Source organism: Metasolibacillus sp., assembly GCF_025291715.1.
GTDB lineage: Bacteria > Bacillota > Bacilli > Bacillales_A > Planococcaceae > Metasolibacillus > Metasolibacillus louembei.
Window position 1 is genome coordinate 1 of the sequence record NZ_JAMBIZ010000045.1, and the last position, 19,076, is coordinate 19,076.

A 19,076-nucleotide genomic window follows, 5' to 3' on the forward strand; every position below is an offset into this window, starting at 1 on the left:
TACGTATGCCAATCGAAAAAAGAAATCTTGCGACAAATCGGACAAAACGGACAAATACGTACGATTTTGACTTACTCGAAAAACGCAGGTTAAAATGGGAGGGAGGACGGAGCGGCTTTATCTTTTGGGTGAAGAACTTCGTCCTTCATAATAAGTATTTTTACCACAAAATACTGTTACAACATAATTCGCAAGGCGTCACCTTTCGGTGTCGTCTTTTCTTTTGTTTTGAAAACTGCACCAACCAGCCATAACGTGTAGACGTGTTACTTATTCAGGGTCGAGGTCGGTGTGGTTTTGAAAATGAAATATATTAAGTGATTAACATAACGAGGTGACTATATGTGTTTATACGGTACTTATAAATGGGTGGATGTTTTATATCCAAGGGAAAAGAGAGTTGTTGTGGATGCATGCATAGCCGATGAAATTCAAATGTTAAACGAAAAAGGCGTTCAAACAATTGGAAGTTGTTGCAGTCATGGAAGGGCTGGGCAAATTACAGAATATAAAAATGGATTTGGTTTTTGGAAAGAGCGCGAGTATCCACCACATGTTTTAATCATGAAAGAAAGTATTGATTTAGCTATGCAATTGGGTTACAGACCTTATCCTTATTTATATGCCGATGGAACGGACGATGGCGTATTAATAATGCCATTGAAGAGTGGTTGTCTGACCGAAGTAGACTGCAAGGAGTGGCATGAGTTAAATAAAGTACCGTATAAAAAGTATTTCGGAAAAATTAATTAGAGAGGAGTTTTCCTCCTCTTTTTTCACAAAGCAACTAGCACAATGAGGTGATGCCATTGATTGAATCAAAGTTAACAGTAAAGCAACGAGCTTTTGCTGATGCTTATATTGAGATAGGGAATGCTACAGAGGCGTATTTAAAGGCATACCCAAATGTTAAGAAAGAGGCTACGGCGAGAGCAGCTGGAAGTCGAATGTTAACAAATGTTAGCGTGAAATCCTATATAGACAGCCGCATGGAGGAATTGAAGTCCCAAAAGGTAGCGGACCAACAAGAAATATTAGAGCTACTGACTGCTATCGCAAGAGGAGAAACAACTTCAGCGACTTTGCGTGGAATCGGTGAAGGTGCTCAAACAATTGATGAAGATATGCCACCGACGACAGCTGAGCGCATAAAGGCAGCGGAGCTACTTGGTAAACGCTATCGCATGTGGACAGAAAAAGTAGATGTGGAGCACAGCGGTGAAATCGAAAGTAGACTGGATTTAAGTCGATTAACAGACGAGGAGTTGAGAGCACTTGCCAACTCTATCAAAAAAACAGATTAGTGTCATAGCCAAACAGGCGCAACGGGAGCTAGCGAAACGGAATTACCATGATTATGTTGTTTATGCGCATCATGGGCAATACAAACATTTCCGCCATACCGAGCTTGTATGTGATGTTTTGCAACGAATAGCAGAAGGGGAGCAATTATCGGTTTTAATTGAAATGCCTCCACGACATGGTAAATCAATGACGGTATCGGAAACGTTCCCGTCTTTTTATTTGGCTAAAAATCCAACTAAGCGCGTGATCACTGCTGCTTATTCAGATGGGTTAGCAAAAAAATTCGGTCGATTAAATCGAAACAAATTCGTTGAGTTTGCCAATGATTTATTTGGTATTAAGATATCTGAATCCAATGCTTCCATCAAAGATTGGGGCATTCAGGACAGCGACGGCGGCATGATTGCTACGGGTATTGGCGGTTCCATTACAGGGCAGGGTGCTGACTTAATGATTATCGATGACCCAATCAAAAATGCGAAGGAAGCTAATTCACAAGTTATTCGAGATAGTATCTGGGATGAATGGGAATCTACACTTTCTACTCGTTTACATGATGGTGCATCTTTAATTGTGATCATGACCCGTTGGCATGAAGACGATTTAATAGGACGTTTATTAGCTCGGAGCCCTCGCAAATGGATTCGGTTACGTTTACCAGCCATCGCAGAAGATGAAGACGATTTATTGGGTCGTGAAGTTGGTGAGGCGTTATGTCCTGAGCTTGGCTTCAACGAAAAGTGGGCAGAGCAGAAGAAAGTAGAAGTTGGTTCCCGCACATGGGCATCATTGTATCAACAAAGACCAACACCAGCGGGGGGTAATATATTTAAACGTGAATGGATGCGCTATTATGTTAGAACGGAACAACAAAAGCGAGAGTGGGGCTTAAGTGATGATGTTATTGTGTTGCCTATTCATTTCGATAAGTTAGCTCAATCTTGGGACTGTGCTTTCAAAGATACATCAACAAGCGATCCAGTGGCAGGCGGTGTATGGGCACGTAAAAAGGGACAATACTTCCTTTTGGATGTGAATCATGGTCGTAAGGGGTTTGTTGACACCATAAAAGCAATTCGTGCTATGTCCGATAAATGGCCACAAGCACGGAGCAAATATGTTGAGGATAAAGCAAACGGTTCAGCTGTAATAGAAATGTTACAAGATGAAATAAGCGGCATTATACCTGTAGAACCAGATGGAGGGAAAGAGGTACGTGCTCATGCGGTATCTCCTTTATTTGAAGCTGGTAACGTCTTTTTACCACATCCGAATATATGCTCATGGACAGAAGATGTAATTGAAGAACTTGTGTCATTCCCAAATGCGGCACACGATGACTTGGTGGACATGACTACACAAGCATTAAATCAGTTATATACAAACAATTCAAGTCTGCTTGATCGATTCAAGCGACAGGCAGGTTATTAAGGTAGGTGATGAATATTGAGTTTGCTTGAACAGGCTAGGCAGTACAAAGCAGATTTTATGCAAGGAAACGGCAAGGCGGGTCCGAAAGATAATCTCACGAGACAAGTACCTGGTATGCGTCGTAAGCTGACACATGGTGAAATATCAGCCCTGTATGCTGATAACCCCATTGTACAAAACATTGTAGACATTCCCGCTGAGGATATGACAAGGCATTGGTTTACGTTGCGAATGAAAGACGAGCAACTAGCGCGGGACATTATGGGGCGGTTGGCAGACCTTAAAGCGAAAGACGCCTTCAAACAAATGCGGATGTACGAGCGCATGCGAGGTGACGGCTTCATTTCGTTGGGGGTGACACAGCGAAGTAAGTTCGATTTAAAAGATCCGCTAAACCCTGAAAACTTGCTTTCTGTTGATTATTTGCACCCATTTTCGAGTTTGAAAGTGAGTGAGCTGTTAATCAATGATGATGTTTTCAGCAGAGCATATGGAAAGTTAGAAAATTTACGCATTAGCCGCGCATCGCGCAACGGTATACAAGCTGTAGAAACGGAATCACTTGTACATTACTCACGCGTGTTACATGACCAAACAAGACGATTGGAGGATGAGGAGCAAGGTTTGTCATTGCTCGAGACATTGTATGATGCGATTACTGTACTAGATACGTCTTTGTGGTCCGTTGGTCAAATACTTCACGATTTTACTTTTAAAGTGTATCAGTCACAAGACGCCGAAAATTTAACGAGAGAAGAAAAACGCGAACTAAGTATGCTTGCGGACTTCATGTTTCGCACAGAGGCATTAGCGATTATTGGTGCTGGTGAGACTTTAACAAAGCAGACAACACCTGTATCGGGTATTAAAGACTTGCTAGACTTTACGTGGGACTACATTGCTGCTTCTGCTCGGATGCCTAAGAGTGTCATTAAAGGACAAGAAGCAGGCACGCTAACAGGCGCACAGTACGATGTTATGAATTATTATGCACGTATCACATCGGCCCAAGAAAATGAAATGAAGCCACACCTTGAACAATTAATTCGCATGTTGCTTTGGGCGGAAAAAGAACCTGGCGGCCGCATCGATCCAGATACAATTGAATGGGAAATTAAATTCAATCCGTTGTGGTCCGTTGATTCCAAAACAGATGCGGAAATCCGAAAACTCGTCGCGGAAACAGATCAGATTTATGTGAGTAATGGTGTCGTTGGTGCGGATGAAATCAGAGAGGCGCGCTTCGGGCAGTTTGGTGTGTCAGATGACTTTAAATTTAGCGGTGATGATGCGGAGTGGCGACGTATGGCTGACGAGGTATACAGCAAATGGAAGGAAAACAGTACGCATGGCTAAACGTGTACCGCCGACACGCTTCCCCGATGCTGTCGTCGCCTCATATTACCGTTCTATCGATAAAATGGTTCAGCAGGCAGGTGAAGCAACACTCGCCTTGTTTGATAAACATTTAAAAGAATACATCGACAGTAACCGCGCGGATAGCAGCAGCTTTTTTATTGAGGATGGACCACTTGATTTCATTAAAAGTATAGTAAACCGCATGAAAACAGCCATAAATAAAGTGTACTCTGAGCGTAAAGTGAATAGGGCCGTTGATTCATTTATGAAAAACTTAAACAAAGTAAATAAAACGAATATGGAGCAACAAGGCAGAGTGCGCGGCATTGATTTGCCTGCTACTGAGGCATGGGTTGCACCTTTTATGCGCGAGAATATTAAGAAAAACGTTAGTTACATTACCAACATTCGTGATGATTATGCTGCAAAAATTGAAAATATCATCTTAGAAGGTATAGAAAACGGCAGTAGTCATAAAGCTATCCGCGAGCAGTTGGAAGAACAAATAAGCATGTCACGAAACCGCGCGGAATTTATCACTGTAGATCAGACAGGGAGCTTATTTGGTCAAATGACTGCACAACGCCATCAAAATATGGGGGTAATGAAATTTAAGTGGCGCACTTCAAAGGATGAGCGTGTACGTAAATCGCACAAGGTATTGGAAAATAAGGTATTTTCTTATGATGATCCACCTGAGGTAGGGTTACCGGGCACAGATTTCCGTTGTCGCTGTATTGCAATACCAATTTTCGACGATGAGAGGGGGTGATAATAATTGAAACTACAACGTTATGACCGCAGCTTAATAAATGACTATATGGAGACACCAGAAGGCTATTTAACGGTACGTGTGCCGATTACTCGCCCTGGTGTTTTTCCGTATCAACGTGCGGATGGAACTATTCAAATGGAAGCCAAATTGCCAGATGATATTTTCAGCGATTTAACAATTAGATCTGCACGAAGCAAGCCAATCACAGATGAGCACCCTAATGAGCCTGTTACTTTAGACAACTACCAGAACTATGCAAAGGGTATGAGCCATACAGATGTGCAAGTTGAGGACCTCAAGTTGTACGTATCGCTCACCATTACAGACAAAGCATTAATCAACAAAATCTATGATGGAAAACGTGAAATCAGTATCGGTTTCATGTCAGATGTCATTGCCGAGAGCGGCTCATACAATGGTCAAAATTACGAATATGTACAACGTAACATTGAAATTAATCATATTGCTGTTGTAGATAAAGGGCGAGCTGGCCCAGAGGTAGCCATCCGAGCGGACAGTGACGCATGGCAGATTGATTCAGATGATAAAGGAGGAAAAAGTAAAATGGCAAAAATCAAAATCGAAGAAAATGAGTACGAGGTAGATGCAGCAGTTAAGGCTTATATTAATAGCCTTGAAGCAAAAGCGGAAACTGCTAAAGTGAAAGGAGATAGTGCGGAGGCATTACAAGGGCGCTATGACGCTTTGGAAGTAAAGCTTCAAAACACTGAAAATGAGCTGCAATTACTTAAAGAAAAGCAAGTGTCAGCAGATGAATTAGACAAGCAAGTTGAGGCACGTGTGCAGCTCATTAGCGCAACAAAGCCATTACTTGGTGATTCATTTGATTACACGGGTAAAACAGAACGTGAAATTAAAGAGGCAGTTATTGCAACAACTAAACAGGATTTTAAAGGTGATGGTAAGTCAGATGACTATATCAACGCCTTTTTTGATGCAACGATTGAGCAAGTATCGTCAAATGGTTATTCTTCAACAGGGGCTAACTTAATTATCACTAGTGATGCAAGTCAAAGTACAGATGTCAACGCAATGCGTGCACAACGCTTAAACATGCGTGATTAATTACCAAATAAAAGGAGGGCTATTAAATGGCCATTACAGAATACGGGCAGTATATGCCCATTGCAGGCAAACCTGGGCAATTAGCAAATTATCAGGAGTATGCAGCTGACAGTTACCCAGCAAAGGAAATCATACCTTTCGGTGCAGCTGTACAATTGAGTGCAGATGGAACAGGTGTTGAGCTAGTTAAAACAGGAGGGACGCCAATCGGTATTGCGTTAGCACGTGAAATTCATGACTATACGACGAATGCGGATGACCAAAAATATTTAGCAGGGCAGCCAGTGCCAGTTGTAAAACGTGGCAATATTTTTGTCGTAGCTGGCGGCGATGTCACAAATGGAGCGGCTGTTCAAGTGGATGCTACTACAGGTAATTTCGTTACAAGTGGCGGCATCGCTTTTGGACGTGCTGTATTTCGCACTAATGCTACCGCCGATTCATTAGTACAAATTGAAGTTAACTTACCATAAAGGAGGACAATGATTTATGTCACAATATCGTGAAGATGCAGTAATGCGCCCACAAGATTTAGAAGCAATAGACAAAAAGATTTATGAACCAAAAAAGGAGGAACTAAAGGCACGCACCATTTTTAATGTAAAAACAGATGTGCCTGCAGGAGCGGAAACATACAGCTATGACGTGATGACACGCTCAGGCGCAGCTAAAATTTTAGCTCCAGGGGCAACAGATATCCCATTAGTAGACACTGATTTAACACGTCACACAGCTCATATTTATTCAATTGCTGCAGCGTTTAATTTATCTGTGCAAGAAATCCGTAATGCACAGATGGCGCGTCGGCCAGTCGAGGTAACAAAAGCTGACACAGCCCGCAAAGCGATTGCGGAGAAAGAAAATAAACTAGTTTGGGTTGGAGATAAAGAACACAATATTTTAGGTGTTGTCAATGCTACAGGGATTCAAGTATTGGCTGTGCCAAACAATTCAGGCGGTACATCAACAAAATGGAAGGACAAGACAGGTGTCGAAATCGTTGAAGACATTAAAAAGGCGAAAAACTTAGTCAATAAGTTGCCTGGTCATATGGCAGATACTTTACTTGTATCCGCTGAACAATATGAGCATCTCGAAAAGGTCTACAACGAGCATACAATGCAAACATGCTTACAATACATTCAATCACAAAATTGGTTTAAGCGTATTGATTACACGTCAGATATTGTCGGACAGGGTACAGCAGGGGCAGATTGCTTCTTGGTGTTTGATTCGTCACCCGATGTAGTTGAAATGCTTGTGTCGATGGATATTACACGCCATCCGCAGGAGTACAAGTTCCCTAATTACAAAATTCCGCTTGAGGAACGTTGCGGCGGTGCTATTGTGCGCTATCCAATGGCTATCGTGCGTGGGGAGGGTATTTAATGTTAGTACACAACAGAGGTAATTACACACGTATTGCAAATGATGTGAAGGTTATTCCAGGAGCAAATACATTAACAGAGGATGAATTTGCAGCTTTTGTGCAACATCCTATTGTGGAATGGCTAATCGACAACGGTGAAATCATCATTCCGGAAGGGCAAGCCGAAGATAATGCAACATCTCTCAAAGAGTTAAACGCAGATGATGCAATTAAATTAGTAAAAGATACGTTTTCTATCGAATTTTTGGAGCAATTCAAAGTTGATGAGGACCGCAAAACGGTTCTAGCTGCCATTGATGCACAAATTGCTGAAATCCAAGGCAAATAAACGGAAGTGGGGTGTATATTATGCCTGCTTTAACAACAATCGAACGTGTACGTTTGATAGATACAGAGCTTGAAAAAGTATCTGATGCACGGTTGGAGTTAGCTATTGAGGATGCTTCACTTGAAGTGTCCTCTTTGAGCGTGCCTGAGGAACATCACGAACGTCTTGCACGCTATTTAGCTGCCCATTTAGCCATTTTATCTACTGCGTCCAAACAAGCAGTAATACGTGAAAAAGTAGACGTTATTGAACGTCAATATAGCGATCCTAACAAAAATTTAGGGATTTTAGGCACGAAATACGGCCAAGAATACCAACGAATTTTAGATGAATTAGCCGAACTAACGAAATCACCAAAAAAACACCTGAATTTGATGGTGATTTAGATGGCGAAAATAAATGTGCGAGTTCGAGACAGCAATAGAATACCTCGTTTGCGTACCATTTTGCGCGAACTTAAAAGTTACAGCATTGAAGTTGGTATTTTTGGTAGTGATGAATACGTCATGATTGCGAATGTACATGAGTTTGGCGCAACAATCCGTAGAGGAAAAGGTAATACTATCATTCCAGAGCGCTCTTTTATGCGTTCTACATTTGATGAAAAACAAGGGGAATGGGTAAACTTTTTCGAAAGCCAACTAAGGCGGGTGCTAAGAGGACAAATGGAGCCGAAAGTATTGTGTGAACGTTTAGGCGCAAAGATGTCAGCGGATATTCAAGAGAAAATCACAGATTTAGATACACCGCCAAATGCCCCGTCTACCATTGCACAAAAAGGCTCTAGTAATCCTCTTATCGACACAGGTGGATTGCGTATGCGAGTGACGTGGAGGGTGGTGCAAAATTAATGCCTGAACAAATTATATTTAAAGATGTTATTGAAAGTATGGGAGTAGAGTTCATTGTACATTCGAAGGCTACAGGATCAGCAGGGCAGTATATCAATGGTAAATGGGTTTCTAGTGCATCTACTCAAACTACTACTGTTGGCATTATTTTACCTTTGGTAGCGGGCTCTAAAAGTGTAGGGGCGGAACTTACTTACATTGAAAATGGTGTATATACAGCAAAAGATAAAAAGCTATATGTGGTAGATCCTATTGAATTAGGCATTGAAGTTGAGTACAAGCAAGAATCATATACAATTCAGGCATTTACAGACCTAACCGAGTATACAGATGTACACATCTATATTATGCGCTTCAGAGCAAACGCAAGGGAGGGCGGATAATGATTGCATATGATGATTGGTGGTTGCCGTTGCAGCGCGGTTTGACTGCTTATGTAGATAAGCTTGTTATTCAAGCTGAAACAATCGGAGAGCAGCCAAAGTATCCTTTTGTAGCGATTAAGCAGACAAGCCCTGCTATCGGTGTGGGGCAGCCATCTATTTTTACAAATTCTGATGGTACACAGACCATAGAACAGGACTATGAAATGGTTCTTTCAATTACTTGCTATGGCGCAACAATCGAAAGCGCTGCAGATTTAGCAAGTAAAGCCCGAAATTATTTTTTAGGCAAAGGCACCGTTGAATTATCAGATGCAAACATCGCGATTGTAGATGTCCTAGCTACAATAAATCGTGATGTTTTTTTAACGGTTGATTATGAACGACGTGTAGGTTTCGATGTTCGACTGCGATTGCGTGACACAGAAACTTATGCAATTGATGTGATTGAAAAGGTAACAATTAATGTAGAGGAAGGTGGTTAAACATGCCTTTAAAAGACGTGAAAGTCATTATTGATATAAAAAAGCCTGCTAAGCTTGAAGGGCTTGGAACACCCTTGATTTTAGCGCAGAAAGCAGGAGCTGCTACTTTTAAAATTTATGGTGACATTGAAGGGGTAGAGGTTGATTTTACTAATACCACAGATGCTTATAAAGCCGCCAAAGTATCCTTTTCGCAGGGCGACACAAGTACCGCAAAAGTTGCAATTGCTACGTATGATGGCACAGATGTAACAGCACCGCAGGCGCTAGAGAAATATTTTGATGAAGATTGGTACTTTGTCTCACTTGCTACAGGTGCGGTAGCAGATTTTATTGATATTTCAGATGTAGTTGAGGGAGCAGGCTTTAAAGTAGCAGCTCACACAGTAAATAGCATTGAAGATTTAACAACGATTGCTGCTAAAAAGTATGATCGAACATTTGTGATGATGCACGATAAGTTAGCGCAATATCCACATTTAGCTTTAATTGGCGGCCATGGTTCAAAGCCAGTTGGTTCTATCACTTACAAATTTAAAAAGTTAATTGGGGTAGACCCAGCGCCATATGATACGACAACATTGTTAGCCATCCATGCATTAAATGGCTTCGCTTATGTATCAAAAGGCGGTCAATACCAAACGTCTGAGGGGACGATGTTGTCTGGCGAGTATATTGACGTGATACATGGTAAGGACTGGGTGAAAATCAACATGGAAAATGCCATTGCTCATTTATTTGTGAACAATGACAAGATTTCATTTGATGATGTGGGCATACCCCAAATTGAGGGCGAGGCACGCACAATTTTAGAAATTGCAGGACAGCAAGGAATTATTGCGCTCAATGATGCAGGGCAGCCGCTATATACAATTACAGCTCAAAATCGTGCTCAAACCAATGCGGCGGATCGTGTCGAACGTCATTACAAAGGTCTATCATTTAGCTTAGAGCTTGCAGGAGCTATCCATGAGGCGACTGTAACTGGCGAAATGGTAGTTTAAAGGAGGTTTTTAAATGTCAGGACATATTGGAACATATGATGCCCGCAAGGTTGTGACGACTGTTGCGGGTACTTTTATTACAGGTTACGCTGACGGCACTATGGTGAAGGCATCGAAAGACAATGATAACTTTGAGGCATCTTCAAGCGCACAAGGTGACGCAGTTGTGTCAATTAACGGTGATGCAATGGGTACGATTGAGATTACACTCAATCAAACTTCACCATCAATCGCCTTTTTAGACGGTTTAGCCAATGCACGTACATTAGTGCCTGTTTGGGTTAACAGCAATAACGAGGTCAAGGAAGTTGTAGGCGGCACAAAGGCGATGATTACGAAGCCGTCCGACAAGGAATTTGGTAAGTCGGCATCTAATCGTACATTTACGTTAAAAGTATTTGATTACACCGTTAAATAAGCAGAAAGGAGGAGCAGGCGTAGCTTGCTCTTTTTAATTTGCATGAAAAAAACACACATTACAACAAAATTAAAACAAAAAGAAATGGAGCGAAAAGCAATGGCAAAAAAAGGTGAACACAAACAATATGAGGCAACAAATGGTCAAAAATATACTTTCCAACATCCGGGGTTGCGAGAATCTATCCGTATGCGCGATCGTGCAAAAACGGAAACAGGCACATCGGCAGAAGCATTATACAGTGAGTTTATGGAACATGTAGTGTTTATTGCAGATGGAGGTCGCACTAGTTGGGATCATTTTGAGGAGCATGGCGGCTTAAACGAGGTCATGAAAGCAGCATCTAACTTTATCTTTCAAGACATCTAAACCTTATGCTGATTACCGACAACAAGTCGAGGATAATTGGTTTTTTTGGCGTCCCATCATGGAGGGCTTTTTGAGCTACGAGCGAGCAGAAACCATGACACCTGATGATCTTTCCGAATTTAATGCTGCGATGGATATCCATATTGAACGCAAAAATGCAGCAAGGAAAGGAGGCTAAACATGGACAGTATTCGCGATTTATTTGTTGATATTGATATCGATGTAGATGACGGTCCATTAGCTGAACTTGATAGACGCATCGATGCTGTTGTAGCCGCTCTATCCGGCATTAATACAAGACAGTTAGATAAGTTAGAAAATCATGTTGAAGATGTAGCCGATGGATTCGATGATTTAGACCGCCATATTGATGATGTAGATGACGGATTGGATGATTTAGACAGTGATAACTTACGAGATATAGAAAAAAATGTTGATAGTGCTGATAATGCATTCAGCAAAATGAATGTCACCATCTTGGCATTTGGAGCGGCACTGGCGGGTATAGCATTCGATAAACTTAAAGATTTTGCGATGGAATCTATCGAAGCGGCGGCAAATGCTAAAGCACTCAATGCGCAATTCGAACAAGTATTTGAGGGGATGGAGGATACTGCTACAGCTGGCTTAAATCGTATAGCAGAAGAAACACAGATTCTACCTAACCGTCTGAAAGGCACGTTCGTGCAAATGTCCGCATTTGCGAAAACGACTGGTGCTGATACAGCCACAGCACTAAAAATTACGGAGAGAGCCACTATGGCTGCGGCTGATAGTGCGGCATTCTATGACCGCTCTATCGAGGATGTAGCAGCGAATTTGCAGTCATTTTTAAAGGGTAAAGTAGTTGCCCCCCACTAGAGCGATTTAGTGGTAAACATCGGGGAAAATCGGTGAAACTCTATTATTAGAATGTTTCTCACGAAAGTGATACAATATAAGTAGCAAAAGAGGTGCTTATATTGACTAAATATCTTGATCGAACAGGCGTTAAATATGGTCGTTTAACAGCTTTAGAAATTGACAAAGAGCGAACAACCCAAGGTAAAGCAAGGCAGGGTGCTTTTTGGAAATGTCAATGCGATTGTGGGAATGTAATAACCGTAAGAGGTAACATGTTGGGGAAACAAACTAAATCATGCGGTTGCCTTAAATTGGAGCAAGACAAAGAAAATTTAGGGCGTTTTATTACAGGTAAGTCTCATTCGAGATTAGCGACTATTTGGTATCATATGATAGGTCGATGTCACAACGAAAAAGATTATAACTATCATAGATATGGAGCAAAGGGTATAAAGGTATGCGATGAATGGCGAAACGATTTTATAAAGTTCGAAAAGTGGGCTTTATTAAATGGATATAGCGACGATTTAAGCATTGATCGTATTGACGTAACTGGTGATTATCAGCCAGAGAATTGCCGTTGGGCTGACTTTGAAGTTCAAATGAATAATAAGAGAAATACGTTATTTGTTGAATACGAAGGTAAAATAATGAGCCTTAAACAAGCATACAACCTTGAACAACCGGCGATTGCATATCAGACAGCCAAAACAAGATATCACACAGGCGAGAGAGATACAGCGAAATTATTCGCGAAAAATAGACGATACCGAGGTAACTAAGGGAATTAAAAAGCCTTTAGTACCGTAGAGCATAGGGATTGAAACTATGCTTTTTTGTTTGCTCAAAAAAGCTAGAATATAATATCCCCACGAGTCTCCGACAGCTCATTGAGTTGAAAATGTATGCCGAACTTACTGGTGACAGTAAGAAGTAAGGATAAAAAGCCTTACGATAACAAATGAACTTTGAAAATGATGCGGCACTAGGTATATCAGCCACAGAATTTACACGAAATGCTAAGGCTGCAGATTTATTCGGCAAAAAATTCAAAGACCTCTCTGAACTACAAAAGCAAGAAACACTTTTGAAGATGGTTGAGGACGGTAACAAGGCAGCGGGAGCAATTGGTCAAGCGGCTAGGGAATTTGATGGCTACGAGAACGTTATGGGTAACTTAGATCAAGCTTGGACAGATTTAAAAGCCATGCTTGGAGAGGCAATACTTCCTATATTCATTGAATCAATGCAAGGGCTCACAAATTTCCTTAAGAACATTGACCCGAAACCATTCACGAACTTTCTAGAAAAGGCAATGGGTAAATTAAAGCTAGTCAAAGATTTCGTAATGGGTGTATATGATAGCATCATGTCCCTTGTATATGATACAGGCGAGGTTGCGGATATATGGGAGATGCTTGGTGTACCTCCTGAAATAGCTCAGAGTATTGCTGATTTTGGTGAAAAAGTGCGTGATGCGTTTTTTTATGCGAAAGATCTCGTCATGCAATTTGTAGACGATGTTGTTGTACCACTAATGCCCAAAGCTCAAGAATATATAGAAGTAGCATTTAACTACATTGAAAAAGTAGTGAATGCAGGGAAAAATACTTTCGATTCTTTATCAGCAATCATAAAGGGCTTGATTGAAAAAGTTATCGTGCCTTTATTTCCTGTTGCACAAGACGTAATCAGTGTGGCGATAGACATTATTTCGCCAATTTTAGAAACGATGGGCTCCTTGTTCGAAGGGATAACAGGCGTTATTAAATTCTTAGTAAATGAAGTCATTGTCCCATTACTACCTTTAGCCACGGCTACCATTGAGTACGCTTGGACAACCATTAAACCGTTTTTGGAAGCTATTTCGATTGCTTTCGGAGCAATTTCAGATGCAGTTCAATTAGTAATAGACAAGATAGCTGAGGCTGGAGAGGTAATAAAAAACTTTAATCCTGGTGACAAAATCGGTGGATTTGTTTCAAAGGTGACAAATTTGATACCAGGGAGCGAAAATTCAAAATCACAGGGCTCATTTGCTGTTGGCTTAGGGAGAGTTCCATACGATGGTTTTATTGCAGAACTGCACAAAGACGAAGCAGTATTGACGGCTGAGCAATCAGATGTGTTACGCGGTATGGGGGTTTTACAAGGAGATGGCAAGAATCCCTCGCTTAATATGGATCAAGCAACTAACTTTGAAACGGCTAGAAGCTACACGCCAAATGAAACATACAACTCAGCAACTTCAAACACTGTTTCAGCACCTATTCAAATTATCATTCAAGGTAGTGATAATCCACAGGAAGCAGGTCGTAGTGTAAGAGAAGAATTGGAAGAATTATTTGCAGACCTAAGTCTTGTGATGCCTCAGGTAAGGGAGGGGTAACATGGCAAAAGAATTAGTGGGTACATCAAAGCTACATGGACTCTTAATTCATGTGGAAAGTGAGGACGCTAGTATTGATGTTGATATCCCCACTCATAAAGTTGAAAAAGGTATTAACTTAAGCGATCATGTGGAACGCAAGCCAATAGTTGTTAAAATATCAGGCTTACTAATAAGACCAACAAAAGACCGAGTAGAAACCTTAGTGAAAAAACTTCAAAAAATCGAGACCGAGGGTAAAGCCATTACCTATGAAGGACGTCGCATTTACAAAAAAATGCTTGTTAGTGGGCTATCTATTAAAGCAACGGCTAAGGCAGTAAATGGGTATCAATTTAGTCTCATGTTAACAGAGGTACGTATTGCGCAGTCTTCATATGTACCACCTAAAACAAAGGCAGTCACTGCTCCTAAAGCGCAGGCTGGACGTAAGCAGACAGCAAACAAAAAAGATAATAAAAATGTAACTCACGTCGTCAAAAAGGGTGATACGTATTCGTCTTTAGCTAAAAAATATGGTGTAACAGTTGCATCATTACAGAAATTAAATGGCTATGACTCTCGGAAAATTCCAATCGGCGCAAAATTAAAGATAGGGTGAGGAGATGCAGAGAGAATACATTGAAATCGAAAAAGAGCTCATACCTTATAGCTTTGAAATAGAGCTAGGGGTTGAGCTTTTTGAAATTGGTATCGAATATAACGCAATCGGTGATTTTTTTACACTTAGTCTTAGTAAAGATGGTGAAGTGCTTGTCAGCAATGAGAAAATCACATACGGAGAGCCCTTGTTCAGTGAAATTTACGATGCACGTTATCCAGCTCCCCTTATTCTGCCGCTTGATGAATCAAATAAAGAAACTCGTGTAGGTTGGGATAATTTGAATGACACTGTATTTCTGGTGGTGATGAATGATTGAGTACAAAACTATTTGGGCGTGTCGTTGAGATTGTGACAGGCCCTGTCAAAATGAATAATACTGATTTGGATATTGAGTTTGAAATTCTGTTTGATGATGATTTAGCACCTAATATCAGTACGATTGGTGTATATAATTTGTCTCAAACCACTATCAATCAATTAAAAAGAGGGCAAAAGTTTACGATTAGCGCAGGGTACAAGGCTGAAAAGGGGATAGTTTTATCAGGTGAAATTGCTTCCACCTCTACAAAGCGTGTAGGTACTGATAAATTAACTACTATTAAAGTGCTTGATTCAGTCCCATACAAGGCAAACAAGACTTTGCAGCGTGCCTATAAAAAAGCGATTAAAGCAGATGCCTTAATAAAAGATCTCTCCAAAGCGTTAGGCTTAAAGGTTGCTGTTTTAAAATTGCCAACTAACAAGTTGTATAAAAAAGGTTATTCAGTTAATGGAGAGGTTTTAAAGGATATCCAAAAAATAGCCAAAGAGTGTGGAGCTTCCTGTTATATTAGTCGAGGACAAACATATATCCGTCCAATCAAGGAAGGAGACAATCACAAATTTGTATTGAAAGCTGATACTGGATTGATTGGCTCCCCAGAATACTTCGAGGAAGAGCGTGACGGCAAAACTGCAAAGGGCTATAAAGTAAAGTCTTTGTTACAATATCGTATGAATACAGCATCAATCATCAAAATCGAATCAGCGGAAGTGAAAGCAACAGTACGCGTAAGAAAAGGGAAGCATGTGTTCAAAGGAAATAGCTACTATACAGAGGTGGAGGCGATTTTATGAGTAATGCTTCTGCTTTTTTTGATGGACTTTTAGGTAGTGCACTCGTTGGAATTAATACTGCCATGCCTTGCAAAGTGCTAAGTTATGATGCGGCCACCTGTACAGCTAAAATTCAGCCCCTTTTTAAAGCAAAAGAGGTAAATAAAGAGCCACAAAGTCTGCCAGTTGTTGAGGGTGTGCCTGTGCTTTTCCAACGCTACAAAGTACACAACAATAATGCAATTGCCATTTCAACCGACAAAGGCGGCCATTCTCAATATACAGGAACAGGAGAGCATGAACATAAGCAGTTAACATTTACTGAATCAGTAGAAATGATTCCGGATTTGTCTGTAGGTGATGTTGTACTTGCAGTGTTTTGTCAGCGAGCTATAGATGAGGCTATTCAAGGTGCAAATGTTTATCCAGGTGCCGCACGAATGTTTTCCATCCATGATGCGGTAATTGTGGGGGTGTTTAAGCAATGAAAACACTGGGTTTAATTAATGGAGATTTACGCTTTGAAAACGGGGATTTTGTCATGATTGATGGACCAGACGAAGTTGCTCAATGCATTGAAATTTCTTTCGGTACGAATTTGGGTGAATGGTTTTTGAATGAAGAGACAGGCACTGAACACATGCTGTTATTAGAAAAAACAACAGATGAAGAGGCACGTGCGGAAGTCTTACGTGTACTATCTCTGGAGGAACGTATTGCAACAATCGATGAAGTCACAGTCACTACAGATACAAAAACACGAAAACGTACTATTTACTATGTCGTTACTCTAGTTGATGGAGTTGTGTTAGAAAGAGAGGTGACACTATAATGCTTGATCGCAATGGATTTCAGCGCAAAACATACGATGACTTACTAACAGAAATGTCAGCAAAAGCACAAGAACTGTATGGTGCAGATGCAAATGTAGGGGAGCGCTCATTCTTAGGTATTTTGTTACGTATTATGGCGTGGTTTATGTCGCTTGCTTGGATGGCGATTGAACAAGTTTATCATGCGGCTTTCAGAAAATCAGCGGAGGGGGTGCAACTTGATAAATTACTCCCTTATGCTGGAATTACTCGAAACCTAGAAGAATATGCATACGGACAAATCACTTTACAGGGTACGCCTCATTACACTGTCGAAAGTGGTTTTTTGGTTGGTAAAACTAAGAGTGATATAACATATGAAACGCTTGGCAGCGTCACCTTAGACGCCATCGGACAAGGCACAGTTGATATTGTTTGCACCGAGGTTGGCAGTGTTGGTAATACACCAGCAGGAACGATTACAGAAATCATCAATCCAAGTGCTGACGTAGAATCTGTTACAAATGAGGAAAAAGTCGATGGCGGACGCGAAAAAGAAACAGATGCAGAAGCGAGAACACGCTCTAACATTACAGTTGAAGGCATGGGTAATGGAACGCCGGCAGCTATAAGGCGGGCAATATTAACCATTCCATCTGTCCGCGCAGCGCAGGTAATTGAAAATTATAAAGATGAAGTAGACCAATATAATACACCTTCACGCGGCATACAAGCCTTTGTGTTAGGCGGGCAGGAAGAGGACATCGGCATGGCTATTTTAAATAGTAAAGCAGGCGGTATCAATCCTTATGGCACAACAACTGTCACTGTGAATGATGATAGCGGCAATCCTCAAATTATGCGTTTTACACGTGCTACAGAAGTTACTTTGTATGCAAAAGTAAATATATCCACAAATACATCATTTGAAATTGATGGACAAGACAAGGTTAAAAACGCACTTGTGCAGTATGTAGGCGGTACCGATACAAACACGCAACTATACGCAGGCTTAAACATGGGTGAAAAGGTTGTTATGGCAAAAGGGATGTTTGCTATTTTACAAGTACCAGGCGTGACAGACGTTGAACTGAAATTGAGCACAGATGGTATGAACTTCATAGAAGAAAATATTACAGTCGCTATTAATGAGGTAGCTCAAATTGATGCTGCAAACATTGAGGTGACTATCGATGTTTAGTACAAAAGCAATTTTAAGCCGTTTCGTTGACTACTTTAAAAAAGATAGCACAAGTAATATTGCCAAGCTTATGCAAATTTTTAACGAGCAATTACAATCACTAGAGCAAACTATAGATACAGTCGGTGAATGGCGTGACATTGACAAGGCGCAAGGTAAAACACTGGATGATATTGGCACAAATATTAATCAACCACGCGGACGTGCTACAGATGAAATTTATCGTATTTTACTCAAGTCAAAGATTGCGAGGAATCTAAGTGATGGCAGCATCAACACAATTATTAATGTGCTAGCTGTTGCTTTGTCAGTGTCTCCGACAGAGATACACATACGAGAGAAATGGCATGACGAGTTAGAGCCTGAGCCAGCTGCTATAAAATTAATAGAGTTACCTCTAAAACGTATCAATGAGGCAGGAATGGACCCAACCAATTTCGCTCGTATTGTGCAACGAACTGTTGCAGCTGGTGTGAAAGTGGATGTCATAGAGCTTTCAGGAACATTTGAGTTTGGAGAAATTAATAATGAAGTTGACATCAATAAAGGCTTTGGAGATATTAACGATGAATCAATCGGTGGTTATCTCGGTGCCGCATATACACCTAGCCAAGACCATGAATTACCGATATAGGAGGGATAAGAGATGCCAGAACAATTGCCAATATGGCAGGCGGTGGGGGTAGAGCCCCCAACAGATTTAAAAACAAATGGTTGGCAACCAGGTATGAAGCCGAGTGCACAGCATATGAACTGGCTTTTTAATCGTGCATATAAATGCTTGGAGGATTTGCAAAACAACAAGGCCAATCAAGCAGATTTAACAAATTTATCGCAAACTATTGAAGAATTAGAGCAAACTGTTACTACGCACTTGGACAAAAATGCATCGCTAATAGAAAAAGGGCATGTGCAATTATCAAATACACCTGCAATGGATGAGACTAA

26 protein-coding genes and 1 pseudogene are annotated in these 19,076 nt (G+C 40.9%); all 27 read left to right on the plus strand.

The features are described 5' to 3' along the window. Window positions 1–342: 342 nt before the first annotated feature. Window positions 343–753, plus strand: coding sequence for a hypothetical protein (locus M3Z76_RS18425; protein WP_293929653.1), 411 nt, complete (start codon window positions 343–345; stop codon window positions 751–753). A gap of 56 nt (window positions 754–809) precedes the next feature. Continuing rightward, on the plus strand, window positions 810–1,304 hold the full coding sequence (locus M3Z76_RS18430) for a terminase small subunit (RefSeq protein ID WP_293929652.1): 495 nt from the start codon (window positions 810–812) through the stop codon (window positions 1,302–1,304). Further along, complete coding sequence (gene terL / locus M3Z76_RS18435) at window positions 1,276–2,736, plus strand: phage terminase large subunit (RefSeq protein ID WP_293929651.1); 1,461 nt, start codon at window positions 1,276–1,278, stop codon at window positions 2,734–2,736. The genes M3Z76_RS18430 and terL overlap by 29 nt, the downstream gene beginning before the upstream one ends. Window positions 2,737–2,751: 15 nt before the next feature. Next, complete coding sequence (locus M3Z76_RS18440) at window positions 2,752–4,092, plus strand: anti-CBASS protein Acb1 family protein (RefSeq protein ID WP_293929650.1); 1,341 nt, start codon at window positions 2,752–2,754, stop codon at window positions 4,090–4,092. Beyond that, entirely contained in the window at window positions 4,085–4,867 is a 783-nt protein-coding gene (locus M3Z76_RS18445) for a phage head morphogenesis protein (RefSeq protein WP_293929649.1), read from the plus strand. Before M3Z76_RS18440 ends, M3Z76_RS18445 begins: the two co-directional genes overlap by 8 nt. A 6-nt stretch (window positions 4,868–4,873) precedes the next feature. After that, the gene (locus M3Z76_RS18450; protein ID WP_293929648.1) at window positions 4,874–5,956 is read left to right on the plus strand and encodes a DUF2213 domain-containing protein; all 1,083 of its coding nucleotides are present in this window, start codon (window positions 4,874–4,876) and stop codon (window positions 5,954–5,956) included. A 26-nt stretch (window positions 5,957–5,982) separates the two neighbouring features. After that, window positions 5,983–6,429, plus strand: a complete 447-nt coding sequence (locus M3Z76_RS18455; RefSeq protein WP_293929647.1) for a structural cement protein Gp24 — start codon at window positions 5,983–5,985, stop codon at window positions 6,427–6,429. A gap of 16 nt (window positions 6,430–6,445) precedes the next feature. Further along, complete coding sequence (locus tag M3Z76_RS18460; RefSeq protein WP_293929646.1) at window positions 6,446–7,345, plus strand: DUF2184 domain-containing protein; 900 nt, start codon at window positions 6,446–6,448, stop codon at window positions 7,343–7,345. Then, entirely contained in the window at window positions 7,345–7,674 is a 330-nt protein-coding gene (locus M3Z76_RS18465) for a hypothetical protein (RefSeq protein WP_293929645.1), read from the plus strand. The genes M3Z76_RS18460 and M3Z76_RS18465 overlap by 1 nt, the downstream gene beginning before the upstream one ends. A 20-nt stretch (window positions 7,675–7,694) precedes the next feature. Continuing rightward, window positions 7,695–8,060, plus strand: a complete 366-nt coding sequence (locus M3Z76_RS18470) for a DUF4054 domain-containing protein (protein WP_293929644.1) — start codon at window positions 7,695–7,697, stop codon at window positions 8,058–8,060. After that, window positions 8,061–8,525 (plus strand): hypothetical protein, encoded by a 465-nt coding sequence (locus M3Z76_RS18475; protein WP_293929643.1) that lies wholly within the window; start codon window positions 8,061–8,063, stop codon window positions 8,523–8,525. Continuing rightward, window positions 8,525–8,908 (plus strand): hypothetical protein, encoded by a 384-nt coding sequence (locus M3Z76_RS18480; protein ID WP_293929642.1) that lies wholly within the window; start codon window positions 8,525–8,527, stop codon window positions 8,906–8,908. Before M3Z76_RS18475 ends, M3Z76_RS18480 begins: the two co-directional genes overlap by 1 nt. Continuing rightward, the gene (locus M3Z76_RS18485; RefSeq protein ID WP_293929641.1) at window positions 8,908–9,393 is read left to right on the plus strand and encodes a phage neck terminator protein; all 486 of its coding nucleotides are present in this window, start codon (window positions 8,908–8,910) and stop codon (window positions 9,391–9,393) included. Before M3Z76_RS18480 ends, M3Z76_RS18485 begins: the two co-directional genes overlap by 1 nt. A 2-nt stretch (window positions 9,394–9,395) precedes the next feature. Further along, window positions 9,396–10,397 (plus strand): DUF3383 family protein, encoded by a 1,002-nt coding sequence (locus M3Z76_RS18490; RefSeq protein ID WP_293929640.1) that lies wholly within the window; start codon window positions 9,396–9,398, stop codon window positions 10,395–10,397. Between the two features lie 13 nt (window positions 10,398–10,410). After that, the gene (locus tag M3Z76_RS18495; protein WP_293929639.1) at window positions 10,411–10,815 is read left to right on the plus strand and encodes a phage structural protein; all 405 of its coding nucleotides are present in this window, start codon (window positions 10,411–10,413) and stop codon (window positions 10,813–10,815) included. A gap of 99 nt (window positions 10,816–10,914) precedes the next feature. Then, window positions 10,915–11,184: a hypothetical protein gene (locus tag M3Z76_RS18500; RefSeq protein WP_293929638.1), complete on the plus strand. Its 270-nt coding sequence runs from the start codon at window positions 10,915–10,917 to the stop codon at window positions 11,182–11,184. A 180-nt stretch (window positions 11,185–11,364) separates the two neighbouring features. Beyond that, entirely contained in the window at window positions 11,365–12,045 is a 681-nt protein-coding gene (locus tag M3Z76_RS18505) for a hypothetical protein (protein WP_293929637.1), read from the plus strand. A gap of 101 nt (window positions 12,046–12,146) precedes the next feature. Beyond that, a complete protein-coding gene (locus tag M3Z76_RS18510) occupies window positions 12,147–12,809 on the plus strand; it encodes a hypothetical protein (RefSeq protein WP_293929636.1) in 663 nt (220 codons plus the stop codon). Window positions 12,810–12,988: 179 nt separating this feature from the next. Continuing rightward, entirely contained in the window at window positions 12,989–14,416 is a 1,428-nt protein-coding gene (locus M3Z76_RS18515) for a phage tail protein (protein WP_293929635.1), read from the plus strand. Window position 14,417: 1 nt separating this feature from the next. Then, on the plus strand, window positions 14,418–15,017 hold the full coding sequence (locus M3Z76_RS18520) for a LysM peptidoglycan-binding domain-containing protein (protein WP_293929634.1): 600 nt from the start codon (window positions 14,418–14,420) through the stop codon (window positions 15,015–15,017). A gap of 4 nt (window positions 15,018–15,021) precedes the next feature. Next, the gene (locus M3Z76_RS18525) at window positions 15,022–15,336 is read left to right on the plus strand and encodes a phage baseplate plug family protein (RefSeq protein ID WP_293929633.1); all 315 of its coding nucleotides are present in this window, start codon (window positions 15,022–15,024) and stop codon (window positions 15,334–15,336) included. After that, complete coding sequence (locus M3Z76_RS18530; protein ID WP_293929632.1) at window positions 15,333–16,136, plus strand: phage protein; 804 nt, start codon at window positions 15,333–15,335, stop codon at window positions 16,134–16,136. The genes M3Z76_RS18525 and M3Z76_RS18530 overlap by 4 nt, the downstream gene beginning before the upstream one ends. After that, window positions 16,133–16,603 (plus strand): Gp138 family membrane-puncturing spike protein, encoded by a 471-nt coding sequence (locus M3Z76_RS18535; protein WP_293929631.1) that lies wholly within the window; start codon window positions 16,133–16,135, stop codon window positions 16,601–16,603. Before M3Z76_RS18530 ends, M3Z76_RS18535 begins: the two co-directional genes overlap by 4 nt. Further along, window positions 16,600–16,947 carry a contractile injection system sheath initiator gene (locus tag M3Z76_RS18540; RefSeq protein ID WP_293929630.1) on the plus strand — a complete coding sequence of 116 codons (348 nt, stop codon included), beginning with the start codon at window positions 16,600–16,602 and terminating at the stop codon, window positions 16,945–16,947. The genes M3Z76_RS18535 and M3Z76_RS18540 overlap by 4 nt, the downstream gene beginning before the upstream one ends. Continuing rightward, window positions 16,947–18,128 carry a baseplate J/gp47 family protein gene (locus M3Z76_RS18545; RefSeq protein ID WP_293929629.1) on the plus strand — a complete coding sequence of 394 codons (1,182 nt, stop codon included), beginning with the start codon at window positions 16,947–16,949 and terminating at the stop codon, window positions 18,126–18,128. The genes M3Z76_RS18540 and M3Z76_RS18545 overlap by 1 nt, the downstream gene beginning before the upstream one ends. Next, a complete protein-coding gene (locus M3Z76_RS18550) occupies window positions 18,121–18,762 on the plus strand; it encodes a hypothetical protein (RefSeq protein WP_293929628.1) in 642 nt (213 codons plus the stop codon). Before M3Z76_RS18545 ends, M3Z76_RS18550 begins: the two co-directional genes overlap by 8 nt. Window positions 18,763–18,774: 12 nt before the next feature. Continuing rightward, window positions 18,775–19,076: pseudogene (locus tag M3Z76_RS18555) on the plus strand (hypothetical protein); the annotation flags it as partial.